14 protein-coding genes and 1 tRNA gene are annotated in these 13,460 nt (G+C 66.4%); 5 read left to right on the top strand and 10 right to left on the bottom strand.

Features of this window, described 5'->3' with window-relative positions; all coding sequences use genetic code 11:
• The first annotated feature begins 18 nt into the window (after positions 1–18).
• Positions 19–1,143, top strand: coding sequence for an XVIPCD domain-containing protein (locus tag ARC63_RS16425; RefSeq protein WP_082587902.1), 1,125 nt, complete (start codon positions 19–21; stop codon positions 1,141–1,143).
• Between the two features lie 84 nt (positions 1,144–1,227).
• Here ARC63_RS16425 and ARC63_RS16420 read toward each other — a convergent pair.
• From ARC63_RS16420 to birA, 4 genes are all read right to left on the bottom strand, one after another.
• Positions 1,228–1,303: transfer RNA gene (locus ARC63_RS16420), tRNA-Thr, on the bottom strand.
• A gap of 40 nt (positions 1,304–1,343) precedes the next feature.
• Positions 1,344–2,192, bottom strand: coding sequence for an SPOR domain-containing protein (locus ARC63_RS16415; RefSeq protein WP_043401838.1), 849 nt, complete (start codon positions 2,190–2,192; stop codon positions 1,344–1,346).
• A gap of 9 nt (positions 2,193–2,201) precedes the next feature.
• Entirely contained in the window at positions 2,202–2,933 is a 732-nt protein-coding gene (locus tag ARC63_RS16410) for a type III pantothenate kinase (protein WP_010486989.1), read from the bottom strand.
• Entirely contained in the window at positions 2,930–3,898 is a 969-nt protein-coding gene (gene birA, locus ARC63_RS16405) for a bifunctional biotin--[acetyl-CoA-carboxylase] ligase/biotin operon repressor BirA (RefSeq protein ID WP_057503833.1), read from the bottom strand. The genes ARC63_RS16410 and birA overlap by 4 nt, the downstream gene beginning before the upstream one ends.
• Positions 3,899–4,041: 143 nt before the next feature.
• On the opposite strand from birA, the gene ARC63_RS16400 reads away from it, so the two are divergent.
• Both ARC63_RS16400 and ARC63_RS16395 read left to right on the top strand, forming a co-directional pair.
• Positions 4,042–4,320: a hypothetical protein gene (locus ARC63_RS16400; protein WP_010486993.1), complete on the top strand. Its 279-nt coding sequence runs from the start codon at positions 4,042–4,044 to the stop codon at positions 4,318–4,320.
• Positions 4,287–5,075 (top strand): M90 family metallopeptidase, encoded by a 789-nt coding sequence (locus ARC63_RS16395; RefSeq protein ID WP_167345308.1) that lies wholly within the window; start codon positions 4,287–4,289, stop codon positions 5,073–5,075. The genes ARC63_RS16400 and ARC63_RS16395 overlap by 34 nt, the downstream gene beginning before the upstream one ends.
• An 84-nt stretch (positions 5,076–5,159) precedes the next feature.
• Here ARC63_RS16395 and ARC63_RS16390 read toward each other — a convergent pair whose 3' ends face one another.
• From ARC63_RS16390 to ARC63_RS23450, 5 genes are all read right to left on the bottom strand, one after another.
• Positions 5,160–6,584, bottom strand: a complete 1,425-nt coding sequence (locus tag ARC63_RS16390) for an ATP-binding protein (RefSeq protein WP_019337797.1) — start codon at positions 6,582–6,584, stop codon at positions 5,160–5,162.
• A gap of 25 nt (positions 6,585–6,609) precedes the next feature.
• On the bottom strand, positions 6,610–7,293 hold the full coding sequence (locus ARC63_RS16385; protein ID WP_004136763.1) for a response regulator transcription factor: 684 nt from the start codon (positions 7,291–7,293) through the stop codon (positions 6,610–6,612).
• 73 nt (positions 7,294–7,366) lie between these two features.
• Positions 7,367–7,741 carry a hypothetical protein gene (locus tag ARC63_RS16380; protein WP_057503831.1) on the bottom strand — a complete coding sequence of 125 codons (375 nt, stop codon included), beginning with the start codon at positions 7,739–7,741 and terminating at the stop codon, positions 7,367–7,369.
• Between the two features lie 212 nt (positions 7,742–7,953).
• On the bottom strand, positions 7,954–8,985 hold the full coding sequence (gene dusA, locus ARC63_RS16375; protein ID WP_057503830.1) for a tRNA dihydrouridine(20/20a) synthase DusA: 1,032 nt from the start codon (positions 8,983–8,985) through the stop codon (positions 7,954–7,956).
• A gap of 202 nt (positions 8,986–9,187) precedes the next feature.
• On the bottom strand, positions 9,188–9,883 hold the full coding sequence (locus ARC63_RS23450; RefSeq protein ID WP_158003734.1) for a DUF6338 family protein: 696 nt from the start codon (positions 9,881–9,883) through the stop codon (positions 9,188–9,190).
• Positions 9,884–10,105: 222 nt separating this feature from the next.
• Here ARC63_RS23450 and ARC63_RS16365 point away from each other — a divergent pair, with 222 nt between their 5' ends.
• A complete protein-coding gene (locus tag ARC63_RS16365; protein WP_057503828.1) occupies positions 10,106–10,675 on the top strand; it encodes a DUF4304 domain-containing protein in 570 nt (189 codons plus the stop codon).
• Positions 10,676–10,715: 40 nt separating this feature from the next.
• Here the strand turns inward: ARC63_RS16365 and ARC63_RS16360 are convergent, their stop codons facing one another.
• Positions 10,716–12,170, bottom strand: a complete 1,455-nt coding sequence (locus ARC63_RS16360) for a SulP family inorganic anion transporter (RefSeq protein WP_057503827.1) — start codon at positions 12,168–12,170, stop codon at positions 10,716–10,718.
• A gap of 208 nt (positions 12,171–12,378) precedes the next feature.
• Here ARC63_RS16360 and ARC63_RS16355 point away from each other — a divergent pair, with 208 nt between their 5' ends.
• A complete protein-coding gene (locus ARC63_RS16355) occupies positions 12,379–13,359 on the top strand; it encodes a cation diffusion facilitator family transporter (protein ID WP_019337793.1) in 981 nt (326 codons plus the stop codon).
• The last annotated feature ends 101 nt before the right edge of the window (positions 13,360–13,460 follow it).

Genomic DNA, 13,460 nt, shown 5'->3' with positions numbered 1-13,460 from the left:
CTGGGCAGGAGCTCCAACATGGAACGTACTGAAGACTCTGTACTGCCGCAGCCGCAGGGCGGGGCTCGCCCAGGACCCGTACGTCGGCCGGAGTCCCCGTTGGTTGACCCTTCGTTGGCGCCACTTCTAGCGAAATCCCCAACACTTCGGGCGGGTCTCGCACAGGCCGAGCGCGACGATCTGGATGTTGTCTGGGGACAAGCCGGCAGGGGCACCTATCTTGTTCCCGGTGAGAAGATCGTTATTGACGAGAACGCGGTTGGGCAAGGCTCCAGAATCGCGCGCTCTCTTTCGCACGAGGTGGGGCACCATCTCTTCACCGAACGTCCCGATCCGACGTCCAAGCAATCCTATGTAAACACCCTGCTACGCGGAGAAGCCGCTGCGACGCTCAGTAATGTCCAGGTCCAGCGTGAACTCATTGCGGCCGGTGGACCGGACATTGGCGTGTCGGGTACGGGTAATCGACCGCAACAGTATGGAGCCATTGCCGTTGAACTCCAGGCCGGGCGGATCAATCGAAACCAGGCGCTTGGACAGATCGCTGAGGTGTTCAAAACGGAGGCTCCTTCTGTTGGTCCTCATGCGACATACGAGCTTTACTATGGCGCGCACTATGATCAGCACATAGCACCCACGCAGCGTCGACGTAGGCCCGAGCCAGAATTTGACGCCGAGCGCACTTCGGCTGCGGAAAGAGACGCCGTGGTCGCCGACGACTCACTCTCAGTGCAGCGAACAGCTTCCTCAGTAGCTGAACTCGGCAACGCTGACCGCTCTCTCTACATGCAGATAAGAGCGGGTGTGGGACGCCTGGACGCCGAGAGCGGGAAGCAGTGGGATGAGTCGAGCCAGCGCATGTCCGCGAGTCTGTTGGTGCTCGCGAAGGAGCAAGGGCTTTCAAGAGTTGACCACGTTGTATTGAACAACCCGACAGAGTCGCTTGCACGTGGCGAGAAAGTATTCATCGTCGAGGGAGCGCTGGACGATCCTGCCCAACGCCGTGGAACCATGAATACGATGGACGCGCTTCGCGCGCCTGAAGCAGAGTCCCTGCATCGCGCTGAAGCGTTGGCCGAAAATCTTGAACAGCAGCCGGCGCAGCAGGTTCATGCGCAGGACGGGCCATCGTTCTCAAGGTAAGGCTGTCGAGAAAACAGCTCTGCCGCCCTTCGAACCACTGAGCGAGTACCTGGAGCAGCGCAATGAGGCGCTGACTCATGGGGATGGTGCCGCTTATCCGAATCGAACGGATGACCTACTGTTTACAAGACAGTTGCTCTACCAACTGAGCTAAAGCGGCATGGGTGGTGCACCCGCGGCAGTGCCGCGGTCCGGGGATTCTAGCGCAACCTTGCGCATTCCAGCGACCGGCTCTGTGCCGCGCCGCTGCGCTGCTGGGCCTGGGCCGGCTGCGTACCCGCGGCCAGCTGCCCTTCCAGCCACCATTGGCCGGCGTCGCCGCTGGCCACCAGGCGCGGCTGGAAGCCGGCGGCCTGCACGGCGGCCATGCGTCGCTCGGCGCCTTCGCGGTTGCGGTACTGGCCCAGCGCCACGGCGTTGATGTCCTCGCCCTGGCTGATGATGTAGTAGTCGCTCAGGCCGGCGGCGACGATGCGCTTCACCGTGGCCTGGGCTTCTTCGCGGTTGGCGGCGGCCGGCAGCATCACCCGGAAACGGGCGCTGCCACTGGCAGCGGGCTGTTCGCGCAGGCGTACCTGACTGATGACGCTGCCGGCCTTGCCCTGTGCACTGGTCGCGGCCGCGCGGTCGGCGAACGGGCCCAACGCCACGCAGCGCGCCGGTTCGGCAGCCACGGGCCGGGTTGCGGGTTTTTCCGGTGCCGGTACGGGTGCGGGCGGTGTTACGGGCTTGGCAGCGGCAGCAACCGGCGTAGCCTCAGCCACCTGCGGCTTGGCAATCTCCGGCCTGGCCGGGGCGGCGGGCGCCGGCGTGGCAGCCACAGCCGTCTTCTCGGCCGGTTCGCGATCCATCAGCGGCGCAACAGGTGCGGCAGCAGTGGCATCGGCGGCCTCAGCCGCATCAACGCCACCGGGCACCCAGCGCAGCTCGGCGACGCCGGCCGGTTGCGGCGGCGGCGCAGGCGGTTGCGGCGCATCGCGCAGCAGCCACCAGCAAGCGACGCCAAGATTGAGGATGGCCAGTACGACGATCAGGGCACGGGTCAGCATGCGCGGATACTAGCCTGCGGGCTGGTGCACCGCCCAGCGGGCGAGGCCATCCAGCACCAGCGAGGGGTGGTAATCGGCGCCGGGCAGCAATGGCATCAGCGCCGGTGCGCCGCCACCATGCACCAGCAGCGAGGGCGCAACACCCAGCAGCGTCTGCGCCTGCTGTGCGCTGCGTTCGATCAGTGCCACCGCCGCACCATCGCAACCGGAAGCCAGCGCATCGGCGGTATCGTTGGCGAACTCGCTGTAGTCACCACCGGTAGCCGGCAGCTGTACGGCACGGGCGTGCAGTGCTTCGCGCATGGTGGTGGGCGATGCGGAAATGCGGCCACCGTGGTGCTGGCCATTGGCGTCGAGCAGATCAATCGTCAGTGCGGTGCCCACACCGACCACCAGCACCGGGCGCTGCGCCTTGGCCGCGGCCAGCAGGGCCAGGAAGCGGTCGACGCCGAACTTCTCCGGCTTGGCATAGGCAATGCGCACACCGGCGCATTCGGCGCTGGTGCGCACCACGTGCACGTGCTCGAAGCGACGCTGCAGCTGGTCCAGCATGGCGCTGGTCAGCGACGGTGCGGCCACGCTGGCCACGAACGCGGTGGTGCCGCTGGGCAGACTGTGCGGCGGCTGCCCGGCCATGCCTTCGGCGCCATGCGCCCAGGCCTGCACGTCACCGGCACGGTCACCCTGCAACGGCGCGAATTTGAACCGCGAGTTGCCGAGGTCGAACAACCAATCGCTCATGCCGCCCTCACGCTGACTTCGCCGGCGTGCAGCAGGCACTCGCGGCCATCGATGCGCACGCGCAAGGCGCCGTCATCGGCCAGGCCGAGCGCGGTGCCATGCTGCCACTGCCCTTCCAGTTCCACCCGTACTTCGCGGCCGGCCAGCATGTCGAACGCGGCGTAGCGCGGCAGGAACGGAGCGAGACCTTCGCGATCGAACTCTTCCAGCGCCGGCAGCAGGCGCGTCAACACGGCCGCAACGACCACGTTGCGGTCCACCGGCTTGCCAGCCAGCGTGTCCAGATCCACCCACGGCTGGGTGATCTGCTCGGCGAACGACGGCGGCATGTGCGTGTTGATGCCGATGCCCATCACCGCGCGCGCCGGGCCGGCGTATTCGCCACCGCCTTCTGCGAGCAGGCCGACCAGCTTGCGCTTGCCATCAACGATCAGGTCATTCGGCCACTTCAGCTGCGCCTGGGTGTAGCCCAGGTCGTGCAGCGCTTCGGCCACGGCGATGCCGGCCACCAGGCTCAGCCCGGCCAAGCGGCCGAGGCCGCCGGAGAACAGGCGCAGCACCGACAGGTAGATATGCGCGGCCAGCGGCGACGCCCACGTACGGCCGCGACGGCCGCGGCCGCCGGTCTGGCGTTCGGCCAGCAGGACGCTCACCCCGCGCAGGGGCGCGCTGCAACGCAGCAATTCTGCGTTGGTGGAGTCCACTGTCCAGGCCACCTGCAGGTCGTGCAGCAGGGCCTGGACGTCGGCGGGCAGGCCGGCGCGGATCGCGGCCGGGTCCAGCAGGTCGACCGGGCGGGTCAGGCCATAGCCCTCGCCAGCGCGGCCCTCGATGTCCACACCGGCGGCCCTAAGTCCTTGAATACGCTTCCAAATGGCCGCCCGGGTCTGGCCCAGCTCACGGGCCAGGGCGTCGCCGGACAGGCGACCGGCAGCGAGTTTGGCCAGCAATTGGCGATCGTCCACGGCAGCTTCCACGAAGTCAGAAAGGAATTATGCGGGAAAGCCGCCAGCGACGCCCGCCACCGGTGGGCCGCAGGGGCTTCCAACCGGGTGCCGGGTTCGGGCTAGAATCGGGAACTCACCTTCCCTTAACGTGGATGTCGTCAATGCGCCGTTATGCCCATTGCCTGATCCTGCTGACGATGCCCTTCGCGGCGTCTGCGACAGCAGCGCTGGACGACAGCCGTGGGGCATGCGTGTCCTCCAATGGCGATGCCGCCTCGCAGCGCGCGCCCACCGCCAGCGCATCGGCTGCCAGCACCAAGGCGGCACCGGTACGCCCGGCTGCCAGCACCACCACCGGCGGCGGTGGCAGCGACGACGACATGCTGCCGCGCATCCGCGCGCCGAAGTGGCACAGCTACCTGCCGGGAATGTTCCGCTGATCAAGTCGTTGCTGCAGTGGCTGCGGCCTGCACCGCGGCCGATTGACGATGCACTTTGGGAAGACGCCTGCCAACGCGCGGCGTGGCTGCACGGCCTGGATGACGGGCGTCGTGGGCGACTGCGCCTGCTGGCCACGCGCTTCCTGCACGAGAAGACCATCACCCCGATCGGCGATCTGCAGCTGCAGGCCGGCGATGGCGTGCTGCTGGCGGCGCTGTGCTGCCTGCCGCTGCTGGAGTTCGGCGAGGTGGGACTGGAAGGCTGGTCGCAGCTGATCGTCTACCCCGACGCGTTCCGCGTGCACCGCAGCCACCTGGATGCGGCCGGCGTACTGCACGAGTGGGATGACGAACTGATCGGCGAATCGTGGGACAGCGGTCCGTTGATCCTGTCCTGGGCCGATGTGCAGGCCGACCTGTCGGCGCCGCACGAGGGCTACTGCGTGGCGGTGCACGAGATGGTGCACAAGCTGGATGCGCTGGATGGCGCGATGGACGGCACGCCGCCGCTGCCGCGGCAATGGCAGCGCGAGTGGGCGGCTACGTTCCAGCAGGCTTACGATGCCTTCTGTGCGCAGGTGGACGCGGGCGTGGAAACGCTGATCGATCCGTACGCGGCCGAAGCGCCGGAAGAGTTCTTCGCGGTAGCGAGCGAGTATCACTTCTCGGCGCCGGATCTGCTGCAGCAGGCATTGCCGGAGGTGGCCGCGCAGCTGCGGCGGTTCTATGGCGAGCCGCCGACGATGGTCGGCTGATTCACTACCGCAGCTTATGTAGAGCCGAGCCATGCTCGGCTGCATTTTGCGGAGCAGTCGAGCATGGCTCGACTCTCCACAAGGCTACGGCCCCGGCGGCAGGCGCACTTCGAAACGGGCGCCGCCCAGTTCCTCGGAGCGGCCCACAGCCAGTTCACCGCGGTAATCCTTGATCAGGTCCTGCACGATCGACAGGCCGATGCCGTGGCCCTGCACGCGCTCGTCGCCACGCACGCCACGCTGCAGCACCTTGCCGATGTCGTCCGGGGCAATGCCAGGGCCATCGTCGTCCACCGCCAGCAGCAGGCCGGCACGGCGCGCGTTCGGTGCCGGCAGCGGCTGCGCGGTCAGCAGCACGCGGCGGTTGGCCCACTTGAAGGCGTTTTCCAGCAGGTTGCCGAGCAGTTCCTGCAGGTCGCCCGGTTCGCCATGGAAGCGCGCGGCCGGGTCGATGTCGAATTCGCACAGCACACCCTTGGAGGCGTAGACCTTCTCCAGGCCACGCACGATTTCCTCGGCGTTGGATTCAATCGGCAGCGGTGCGGAGAACAGCTTGTGGCCCGACGACGCAGCACGTGCCAGCTGGTACGAGACCAGGTTGTTCATGCGCTGCAGCTGCACGTCCAGCTCCTCGCGCAGGGCGCCGTCCCCGGCGCCGCTGTCCATCTGCGTGCGCAGCACGGCGATGGGCGTCTTCAGGCTGTGCGCCAGGTCGGCCAGGGTGTTGCGCTGGCGCTCCAGGTTCTCGCGCTCGCTTTCAATGAAGGCGTTGATGCTGTCGGTCAGCGGTTCCAGCTCACGCGGGTGGCGCTCGCTCATGCGCTCGGTCTCGCCGCGCTGCACCTTGGTCAGCTCGGTGATCACGCGGCGCAGTGGGCGCAGGCTCCACTGCAGGATGACGGTCTGCAGCAGCAGCAGGATCAGGCCGATGCCGCCCAGGTAGAACCAGACCCGGCTGCGGAACACGCGCAGCTGCGCACCCAGCGCGCGCGAGTCTTCCATCACGTAGATGGTGTACGGAAACTCGGTGGCAGGGTCGGCGTCGGCGTCCCACACCAGACCCAGGCCATAGCGGTACACCGAGCCCTGGCTGCCGTCGATCTGGATCATCGGCAGTGGGCCTTCGAACACTTCCTGGCGCGGCGCCAGCAGGCCACCGCCCGCGGTGGGCAGCATCGGACCTTCGGCGGACATCGAATTGCCCTTGCCGTGCGGCATCACCACCTGCAGGTACAGGCCACTGCCCGGCACGTCGAAGCGCGAATCCGGCGGCTGCTCGCGGATGTACAGCGAGCGGTCGCGGGTGAAGTCGATGCCGGCCGCGTAGGCGGTGGCGTAGTTCTTCAGGCGCTCACGCAGGTTCGCCTTCGCCGTATCGGCGAAGGCGGCGTCGAGCGCGTAACCGGCCAGCGCCAGGAACGCGACCAGGCCCACGGACGCGGCGAACATCTGGCGCGCCTGCAGGGAGCGCGGCCGCCAGCGTCGGAAGAACCACAGACGGCCGGACATCGTGCTATCGCCAGGGTGAGCCGGCTCAGCCCTCGTTGCGCGGAATCGCGAAACGGTAGCCGCGGCCGCGCACGGTCTCGATCGGCTTCAGTTCGCCATCCGGGTCCAGCTTCTTGCGCAGGCGGCCGATGAAGACCTCCAGCACGTTCGAGTCGCGGTCGAAGTCCTGCTGGTAGATGTGCTCGGTGAGGTCGGCCTTGGAGACCAGTTCACCGGCGTGCATCATCAGGTACTCCAGCACCTTGTACTCGTAGCTGGTGAGGTCGACATTGCTGCCGGCCACGCTGACGGTCTGCGCAGCCAGGTCCAGGGCAACCGGGCCGCATTCCAGCGTCGGCTTGCTCCAGCCAGCGGCGCGGCGCAGCAGCGCGTTGACGCGGGCCAGCAGCTCTTCGACGTGGAACGGCTTGACCAGGTAGTCGTCGGCGCCCTGCTTCAGGCCCTCGACCTTGTCCTGCCAGCTCGAACGCGCGGTCAGGATCAGCACCGGGAACTTCTTGCCTTCGTCACGCAGGGCCTTGATCAGCTCCATGCCCGACATCTTGGGCAGGCCAAGGTCGATGATGCCGACATCGAACGGAACTTCGCGCCCCATGTAGAGGCCTTCCTCGCCGTCCTGCGCAGCATCGACGGCAAAGCCTTCGCGCTTGAGCCGGGCTGCCAGGGTCTCACGCAGCGGGGCTTCGTCTTCGACCAGAAGGATACGCATGAACTCTCCCTAGTGTCCTGGGTGTGGCCCGGAGGCCTGTGGGGTACGGGTTGATAGCGACAACTATCCCTGTTCAGGGGTTATCGCCGCGTAGTGATGACATATCCGACCGCGGCGTGCGCGGCTGTGAACGCGACGGGGCGGGGTCGTCCATGTAGCGGACCCGGCCCCGATCGTCCATGTACTTCACCCGGTTGATATCACGACCATCGAACGGCACGCGCTCGGCGCCGAGGATGTGGCCGCCGGTGGTGCGCTGCACGCGGCGCACGGCATCGGACAGCGACCGCTCGTCGCCACGGTTGCCACGCTCGCCCCGCTCCATCATCTCCGCCCGCGCCTGCTCGCCACGCGGCGGCTGTTGCGCCAGCGCCGAAGACAGCGGCACAGCCGACAGCACCACGCAGGTGACCAGGGCAATGCGGCGATGGAAGGGAGCGGAAGACATCGATGCGATCCTAGCCGAGCACGGCGATTCGTTCAAAAGTCGTAAATCCGGCGCCGGGTTCGAAACCCAGCGTTTTACAAATCTTTTGCAAATTCTTGGTTTACAGCGGTGAATCCGGTCTGAACTTTTCCGGCCCTGCGCCCGCGTTGTTCAGCTAAGTGAACATTCGGGACGAATCGACGTCCCTTGTCAAGTCAGGAATGTGACTGCGGTCACGCTGCAGCCCGATCAGCTTCGCGTTCGGTGACCGCCAGGGCCTGTTCGATCAGGCTCCAGCCGGCGCCCGGGCGGTGCGCGCCCTCGCTCAGCACCTGGCGGAATGCGCGACCACCGGGCTGGCCGTGGAACAGGCCGAGCAGGTGGCGGGTAATGTGCTTCAGCGCCAGGCCTTCGCCCAGCCGCGCCTCGACGTAGGGGCGCATCGCGCGCAGCAGCTCGCCACGGGCCTGCAGCGGGGCGCCGGTGTGCAGCGCCTCCAGCTGATGCAGCAGGTAGGGGTCGTGGTAGGCCGCGCGGCCCAGCATCACGCCATCGACGTGCGCGGCCTGCGCCTGTACCGCCTCGATGCTGGCCAGGCCACCGTTGATCACCACCGGCAGTGCCGGGCGCTCCTGCTTCAGGCGGTAGGCCCAGTCGTACTTCAGCGGCGGAACCTCGCGGTTCTCCTTCGGCGACAGGCCCTTCAGCCACGCGTTGCGCGCATGCACCACCACCATCGCCGCACCGGCGGCAACCTGGCGGTCGACGAAGCTGGCAAACACGTCGTAGTCGTTGTCCTCATCCACGCCCAGGCGGCACTTCACCGTCACCGGGATATCAACCGCGTCGACCATGGCCGCCACACACTCGGCCACCAGCACCGGCTCGCGCATCAGGCAGGCACCAAAACGCCCGGCCTGCACGCGATCGGACGGGCAACCGCAGTTGAGGTTGACCTCGTCATAGCCCCACTCGGCAGCGATGCGTGCGGCCTGCGCCAGCAGGGCCGGGTCACTGCCACCCAGCTGCAGCGCCAGCGGCTGTTCGCTGCGATCGAAGCCGAGCAGGCGCTCGCGATCGCCGTGGATGACCGCGTTGGCGTGCACCATTTCCGTGTACAGGCGCGCACCCGGCGCCAGCACGCGATGGAACACGCGGCAATGGCGGTCCGTCCAGTCCATCATCGGGGCAACGGACAGGCGCAGGGAATCGGCGTAACGGGCGGTGGCGGACGTCATCGGGGCGTTGATCGTGGAGACTGGCATTGCCAGTGAGATCAATAGTTTACACCGCCCGGCTGAATGCGCCCGGTCAGCCGCGCGGTGAGCGCCGGTTGGGCCCGGTTCCCGCGGCCGGGGCGGGCTGGGCGGCGGCGGCGGGCGCTTCCTGCCCGCGGGGAGCTTGGGGTTTGCGTTCTCCATGGATACGACCAGCTGGTCCAGTGGTGGGTTGGAACCCTTCCTCAACTTAGCCATTGTCTGTCTCCTGGAGAATCTCGACCCATTGCACGTCGGTTGCGTGAATCAGTATGCCATCCAGCTGTGGGAGCTCGACCATTGCAGGCCCTGCTTCCGGATCAGCGCCTGCATCTGATGGATCCCTGTCCACAATCCAGGCCGGCATCTGCATGTAGAACTGCCCTGCCGCCGGACTGATCGGCCACTCCTTGGGGTAGCCGGTCAGTCGACGGCCATCCTTCAGCTGCAGCACCACGAAGGCAGGACGCGTACCCAGTACGCAGTACCACTCGCTCGGGTGGGATGTCCTCGTGGTGAAGCCTGCACGACGGAGAACCCTGTGGAGGGAATCCTTGTTCGCAGCGAGGGCCAGTCCCGCTCCCAGCAGTACTGCGAGGAAAAAACCCCAGAGCAGGCTGCTGGACTCCGTCCAGGTTCCCAGCACAAAGCAGCGCCCGGCCAGTAGCAGCACCACTTCCGTGAACGTGACCAGCGCCTGGACCGCTATCTGGATGATGACGTCGCAATCGCCATCTATCTGAGCGCCGCCTTGGCGGCTGGTAATGCAAGCCATTTTCAGGAGGCGCTTGGAACAGTGGTGCGAGCGCGCGGCACAGGCAGCAATGCCGAAGAATCGGGTCTTGGCCGCGAGAACATCTAGGTAGGCGCGTACCGGGCTCGCTGGGCATCGCCCGGCGCTACCCATGCAACGCAGCAGGTCGTGCAGGATCGGGGCCCACCGAGCTGGGCACAGCGATCACACAGCTATCGTCAAATGCGACATGTTCTGACGCCAGCCCCCATTGCACCTTCCTTTTCAGCCGATAGGCTTCAGTACAGCGCACCGGCATACCCGTTATGGCATGCCCCACCTGCAGTCATCTTCCCGCCCATGTTCGCCTCGTGAGGCCCAATGAAAAGGCAAGCTTTGGACACCGCCTTCGCCTCAATGAAGGACGCAGGATTTGTGCGCAACGGGCCGACCTTCATGAGAGTGCGCGAGCATTTCGTAGATGTTCTTTCACTGCAGACCAGAAGCGACGGCAAAGCACTCGCATTCAATGTCGGTGTGCTCGCCCGCTTCATCCCGGGGCGTTGCAAGGATCAGACCACGAACCTCAACAACACCGACTGCGACGTGAGCTGCAGGGCCGCTCCCCCAGGGAAAAGCGACCATTGGATAAGCGTTGAACAGGACGCTGAACTGCTCAAGACCGAGGTGGATGCTCTTTTGACGGAGAATGCCCTTCCCTTCTTTTCGCAGTTCCAGGACATCGATTCCATCTGTGGAGCGTTGACGATCGCGGCCATTCAGGCCGACTCGACGCCGGCACACTTCAATTCGGTCACGCGCGTCCGCAGGGCCCTGCTATCTGCCCTTTCATGGCAGGCCAAGGATGACACCGAGTCTGCCAAGGCGCTGGCCACATATGGACTCTCCATCTGCAATGGCGCTACCGCACTGAAAAGGCGATTCAGGAAAATTCTGGAGGCTTAGCCGCCCCCAAAACCGACCCGGGCATTGAAGCACTACCACTTCAGTGCGCGCTGCGCGCGCCACCGACCTGCTCGATCAGCGTCTGGCTGGCCGCATTGAGCCCCACCACCGTCACCTCCGCACCATGCGCGGCCAGCTTTTCCTGCGCCCGCTCCAGCGCGGCCACAGCAGTCAGATCCCACAGGTGGGCATCGCGCAGGTCAATCTGCACCTTCGGCGCCACGTGCTGGTAATCGAACGCCGCACCCAGCTGCCCCGCCGAGGCAAAGAACACCTGCCCACGCACGCGGTAGACCTGTGTGTCACCAGCATCGTCGCGCTGCACATCCAGCATACGGCCCACCTTGCGCGCAAAGAACAGCGCCGACAGCAGCACGCCACTGAGCACGCCCTTGGCCAGATCGTGGGTAGCCACGGTGACCACCACGGTCAGCAGCATCACCGCAGACGAGCTGCGCGGATGCGTGCGCAGGTCGCGCAGCGAGCGCCAGCTGAAGGTGCCGATGCTGACCATGATCATCACCGCCACCAGCGCAGCCATCGGGATCTGCCCCACCAGGTCGCCGCCGTACACCACCAATGCCAGCAGCAGCACGCCCGCCACCAGGCAGGACAGGCGGCCACGGCCACCGGAGGTCACGTTGATGATCGACTGGCCGATCATCGCGCAGCCAGCCATGCCGCCGAGGAAGCCGGTGACCGTATTGGCCACGCCCTGGCCGACGCATTCGCGGTTGCGTTCGCTGGGCGTCTCGGTGATGTCCTCGACAATCTGCAGGGTCATCATCGATTCGAGCAGGCCGACCACGGCCAGCGTGGCCGACACCGGCAACAGGATGCGCAGCGTTTCCCAGGTGAGCGGCACATCGGGAATGAGGAAGTGTGGAAGGCTGTCTGGCAGCTGGCCCATGTCGCCGACGCTGCGCACGTCGATGCCGAAGCCGATCACCACGGCGGTGAGCACCACGATCGCGACCAGCGGCGAGGGTACGGCGCGGGTGATACGCGGCAGCAGGTAGATGATCGCCAGCGCCGCCGCGCACAGCACGTAGACCGTAGGGCCGCGGCCAATCAGTTCCGGCATCTGCGCGAGGAAGATCAGGATCGCCAGCGCGTTGACGAAGCCGGTGATGACCGAGCGCGAGACGAAGCGCATCAGCGAGCCGAGCTTGAACACGCCGGCCAGCACCTGCAGCAGGCCGGCCAGGATGCTGGCGGCGAACAGGTACTGCAGGCCGTGATCCTTGACCAGGTCGACCATCACCAGCGCCATTGCACCGGTAGCGGCGGAAATCATGCCGGGGCGGCCACCCGCGATGGCGGTGATGACGGCAATCGAGAACGCGGCATACAGGCCGACCTTGGGGTCGACGCCGGCGATGAGCGAGAAGGCGATGGCCTCGGGAATCAGGGCCAGGGCGACGACGATGCCGGACAGCAGGTCGCCACGGAGGTTGCCGAGCCATTGCTGGCGCAGGGGGTAGGACGTTTGCATGGAAAAACTCCGCGCGCACGCGGGCGTGGCCGCGTGGCGCTGCAGTGGAAAGACACGGGTTCCTGAGCCGGGCGGGCCGGCTGCCGATGTGCGGCAAGGGTCAGGGTGGCGTGATCACTGCAGGCGGGCGTCGGTACGTGGGAGGGGCGCAGTCTACGGGAAGCGGCCGCACGAAGGTAGCGCGACCGGCCGCGAAAGGCCGCGGGGCATGGCGCCGCTCTACAATCGGGGCATGGCTACTGATCGCCCGCAGTTCTTCGACCCCGCCACCGAACAAGGCGTGCTGCGCCTGTCGATCGCCGCTTCGCTGCTGCTGGCCGCGGCGGCGGTGGTGTTCGGCCTGCTGGCCAATTCGTCATTGATCATCTTCGACGGCATCTACGGCCTGATCGACGTGGTGATGACCTGGCTGTCGCTGCTGGTGGCACGGCTGATCGCGCTGTCCACCCAGACCGACGCGCTGCAATCGCGGCTCAACCAGCGCTTCACCATGGGCTTCTGGCACCTGGAGCCGATCGTGCTGGGGGTCAGCGGCACGCTGATGATCGGTGCGGCACTGTATGCCCTGGTCAATGCGGTGGATGCACTGATGTCCGGGGGCCGCCACATTGCGCTGGGCCCGGCCATTGCCTTCGCCGGGCTGTCGATCGTGGGCGAAGGCGCGTTGGCCTGGTTCATCCTGCGCGCCAACCGCCGCATCGGCTCGGAGTTCATTGCGCTGGACGCGAAGAACTGGGTGATCGCAGCCAGCATGTCGGCCTGCTATCTGCTGGCCTTCCTCGGCGGTGTGCTGGTGCAGGGCACCTCGCTGGCCTGGGTCGGCCCATACATCGACCCCGCCATCCTCGCCTTCGTCTGCGTGCTGGTGATGATCGCCCCGCTCGGTACCGTGCGCCGCGCGCTGGCCGGCATCCTGCTGGTCACCCCGCCGGAGCTGCAGGCGCACGTGGATGCGGTGGCGCGCGACATCGTCGCCAAGCACGGCTTCGTCGAGCACCGCAGCTACGTGGCCCAGGTGGGGCGAGGCGAGCAGATCGAGCTGTTCTTCGTGGTGCGCGAGGACGACCCGCCGCGGCCGCTGGTGGAATGGGACCAGCTGCGTGATGAGATCGGCGATGCGCTCGGCGAGGCTTCGCCGGACCGCTGGTTGACGATCATGTTCACCACCGACCGCGAGTGGACGATCTAGGCCCACAGGACGATCGATCAAGTTTTTCGTACGCATTGCAACCCAACGTACGCGAAAACCGGGCAAAGTAGGCTCCAACGCAACACCCACCCACCGACCAG

This window comes from Stenotrophomonas geniculata ATCC 19374 = JCM 13324, assembly GCF_001431625.1.
GTDB lineage: Bacteria > Pseudomonadota > Gammaproteobacteria > Xanthomonadales > Xanthomonadaceae > Stenotrophomonas > Stenotrophomonas geniculata.
The sequence above is the reverse complement of the archived record's forward strand: the minus strand, read 5'-3'. Positions and strand labels throughout refer to the sequence as shown.

Excerpts from the sequence above, each read along its gene's own strand:
- ARC63_RS16415 (WP_043401838.1), bottom strand. The coding sequence starts at position 2,192 with ATGCTGACCCGTGCCCTGATCGTCGTACTGGCCATCCTCAATCTTGGC.
- ARC63_RS16385 (WP_004136763.1), bottom strand. The coding sequence starts at position 7,293 with ATGCGTATCCTTCTGGTCGAAGACGAAGCCCCGCTGCGTGAGACCCTG.
- ARC63_RS16400 (WP_010486993.1), top strand. The coding sequence starts at position 4,042 with ATGCGCCGTTATGCCCATTGCCTGATCCTGCTGACGATGCCCTTCGCG.
- ARC63_RS16410 (WP_010486989.1), bottom strand. The coding sequence starts at position 2,933 with ATGAGCGATTGGTTGTTCGACCTCGGCAACTCGCGGTTCAAATTCGCG.
- ARC63_RS23450 (WP_158003734.1), bottom strand. The coding sequence starts at position 9,883 with ATGGGTAGCGCCGGGCGATGCCCAGCGAGCCCGGTACGCGCCTACCTA.
- dusA (WP_057503830.1), bottom strand. The coding sequence starts at position 8,985 with ATGCCAGTCTCCACGATCAACGCCCCGATGACGTCCGCCACCGCCCGT.
- ARC63_RS16390 (WP_019337797.1), bottom strand. The coding sequence starts at position 6,584 with ATGTCCGGCCGTCTGTGGTTCTTCCGACGCTGGCGGCCGCGCTCCCTG.
- ARC63_RS16425 (WP_082587902.1), top strand. The coding sequence starts at position 19 with ATGGAACGTACTGAAGACTCTGTACTGCCGCAGCCGCAGGGCGGGGCT.
- ARC63_RS16355 (WP_019337793.1), top strand. The coding sequence starts at position 12,379 with ATGGCGCCGCTCTACAATCGGGGCATGGCTACTGATCGCCCGCAGTTC.
- ARC63_RS16360 (WP_057503827.1), bottom strand. The coding sequence starts at position 12,170 with ATGCAAACGTCCTACCCCCTGCGCCAGCAATGGCTCGGCAACCTCCGT.
- ARC63_RS16380 (WP_057503831.1), bottom strand. The coding sequence starts at position 7,741 with ATGTCTTCCGCTCCCTTCCATCGCCGCATTGCCCTGGTCACCTGCGTG.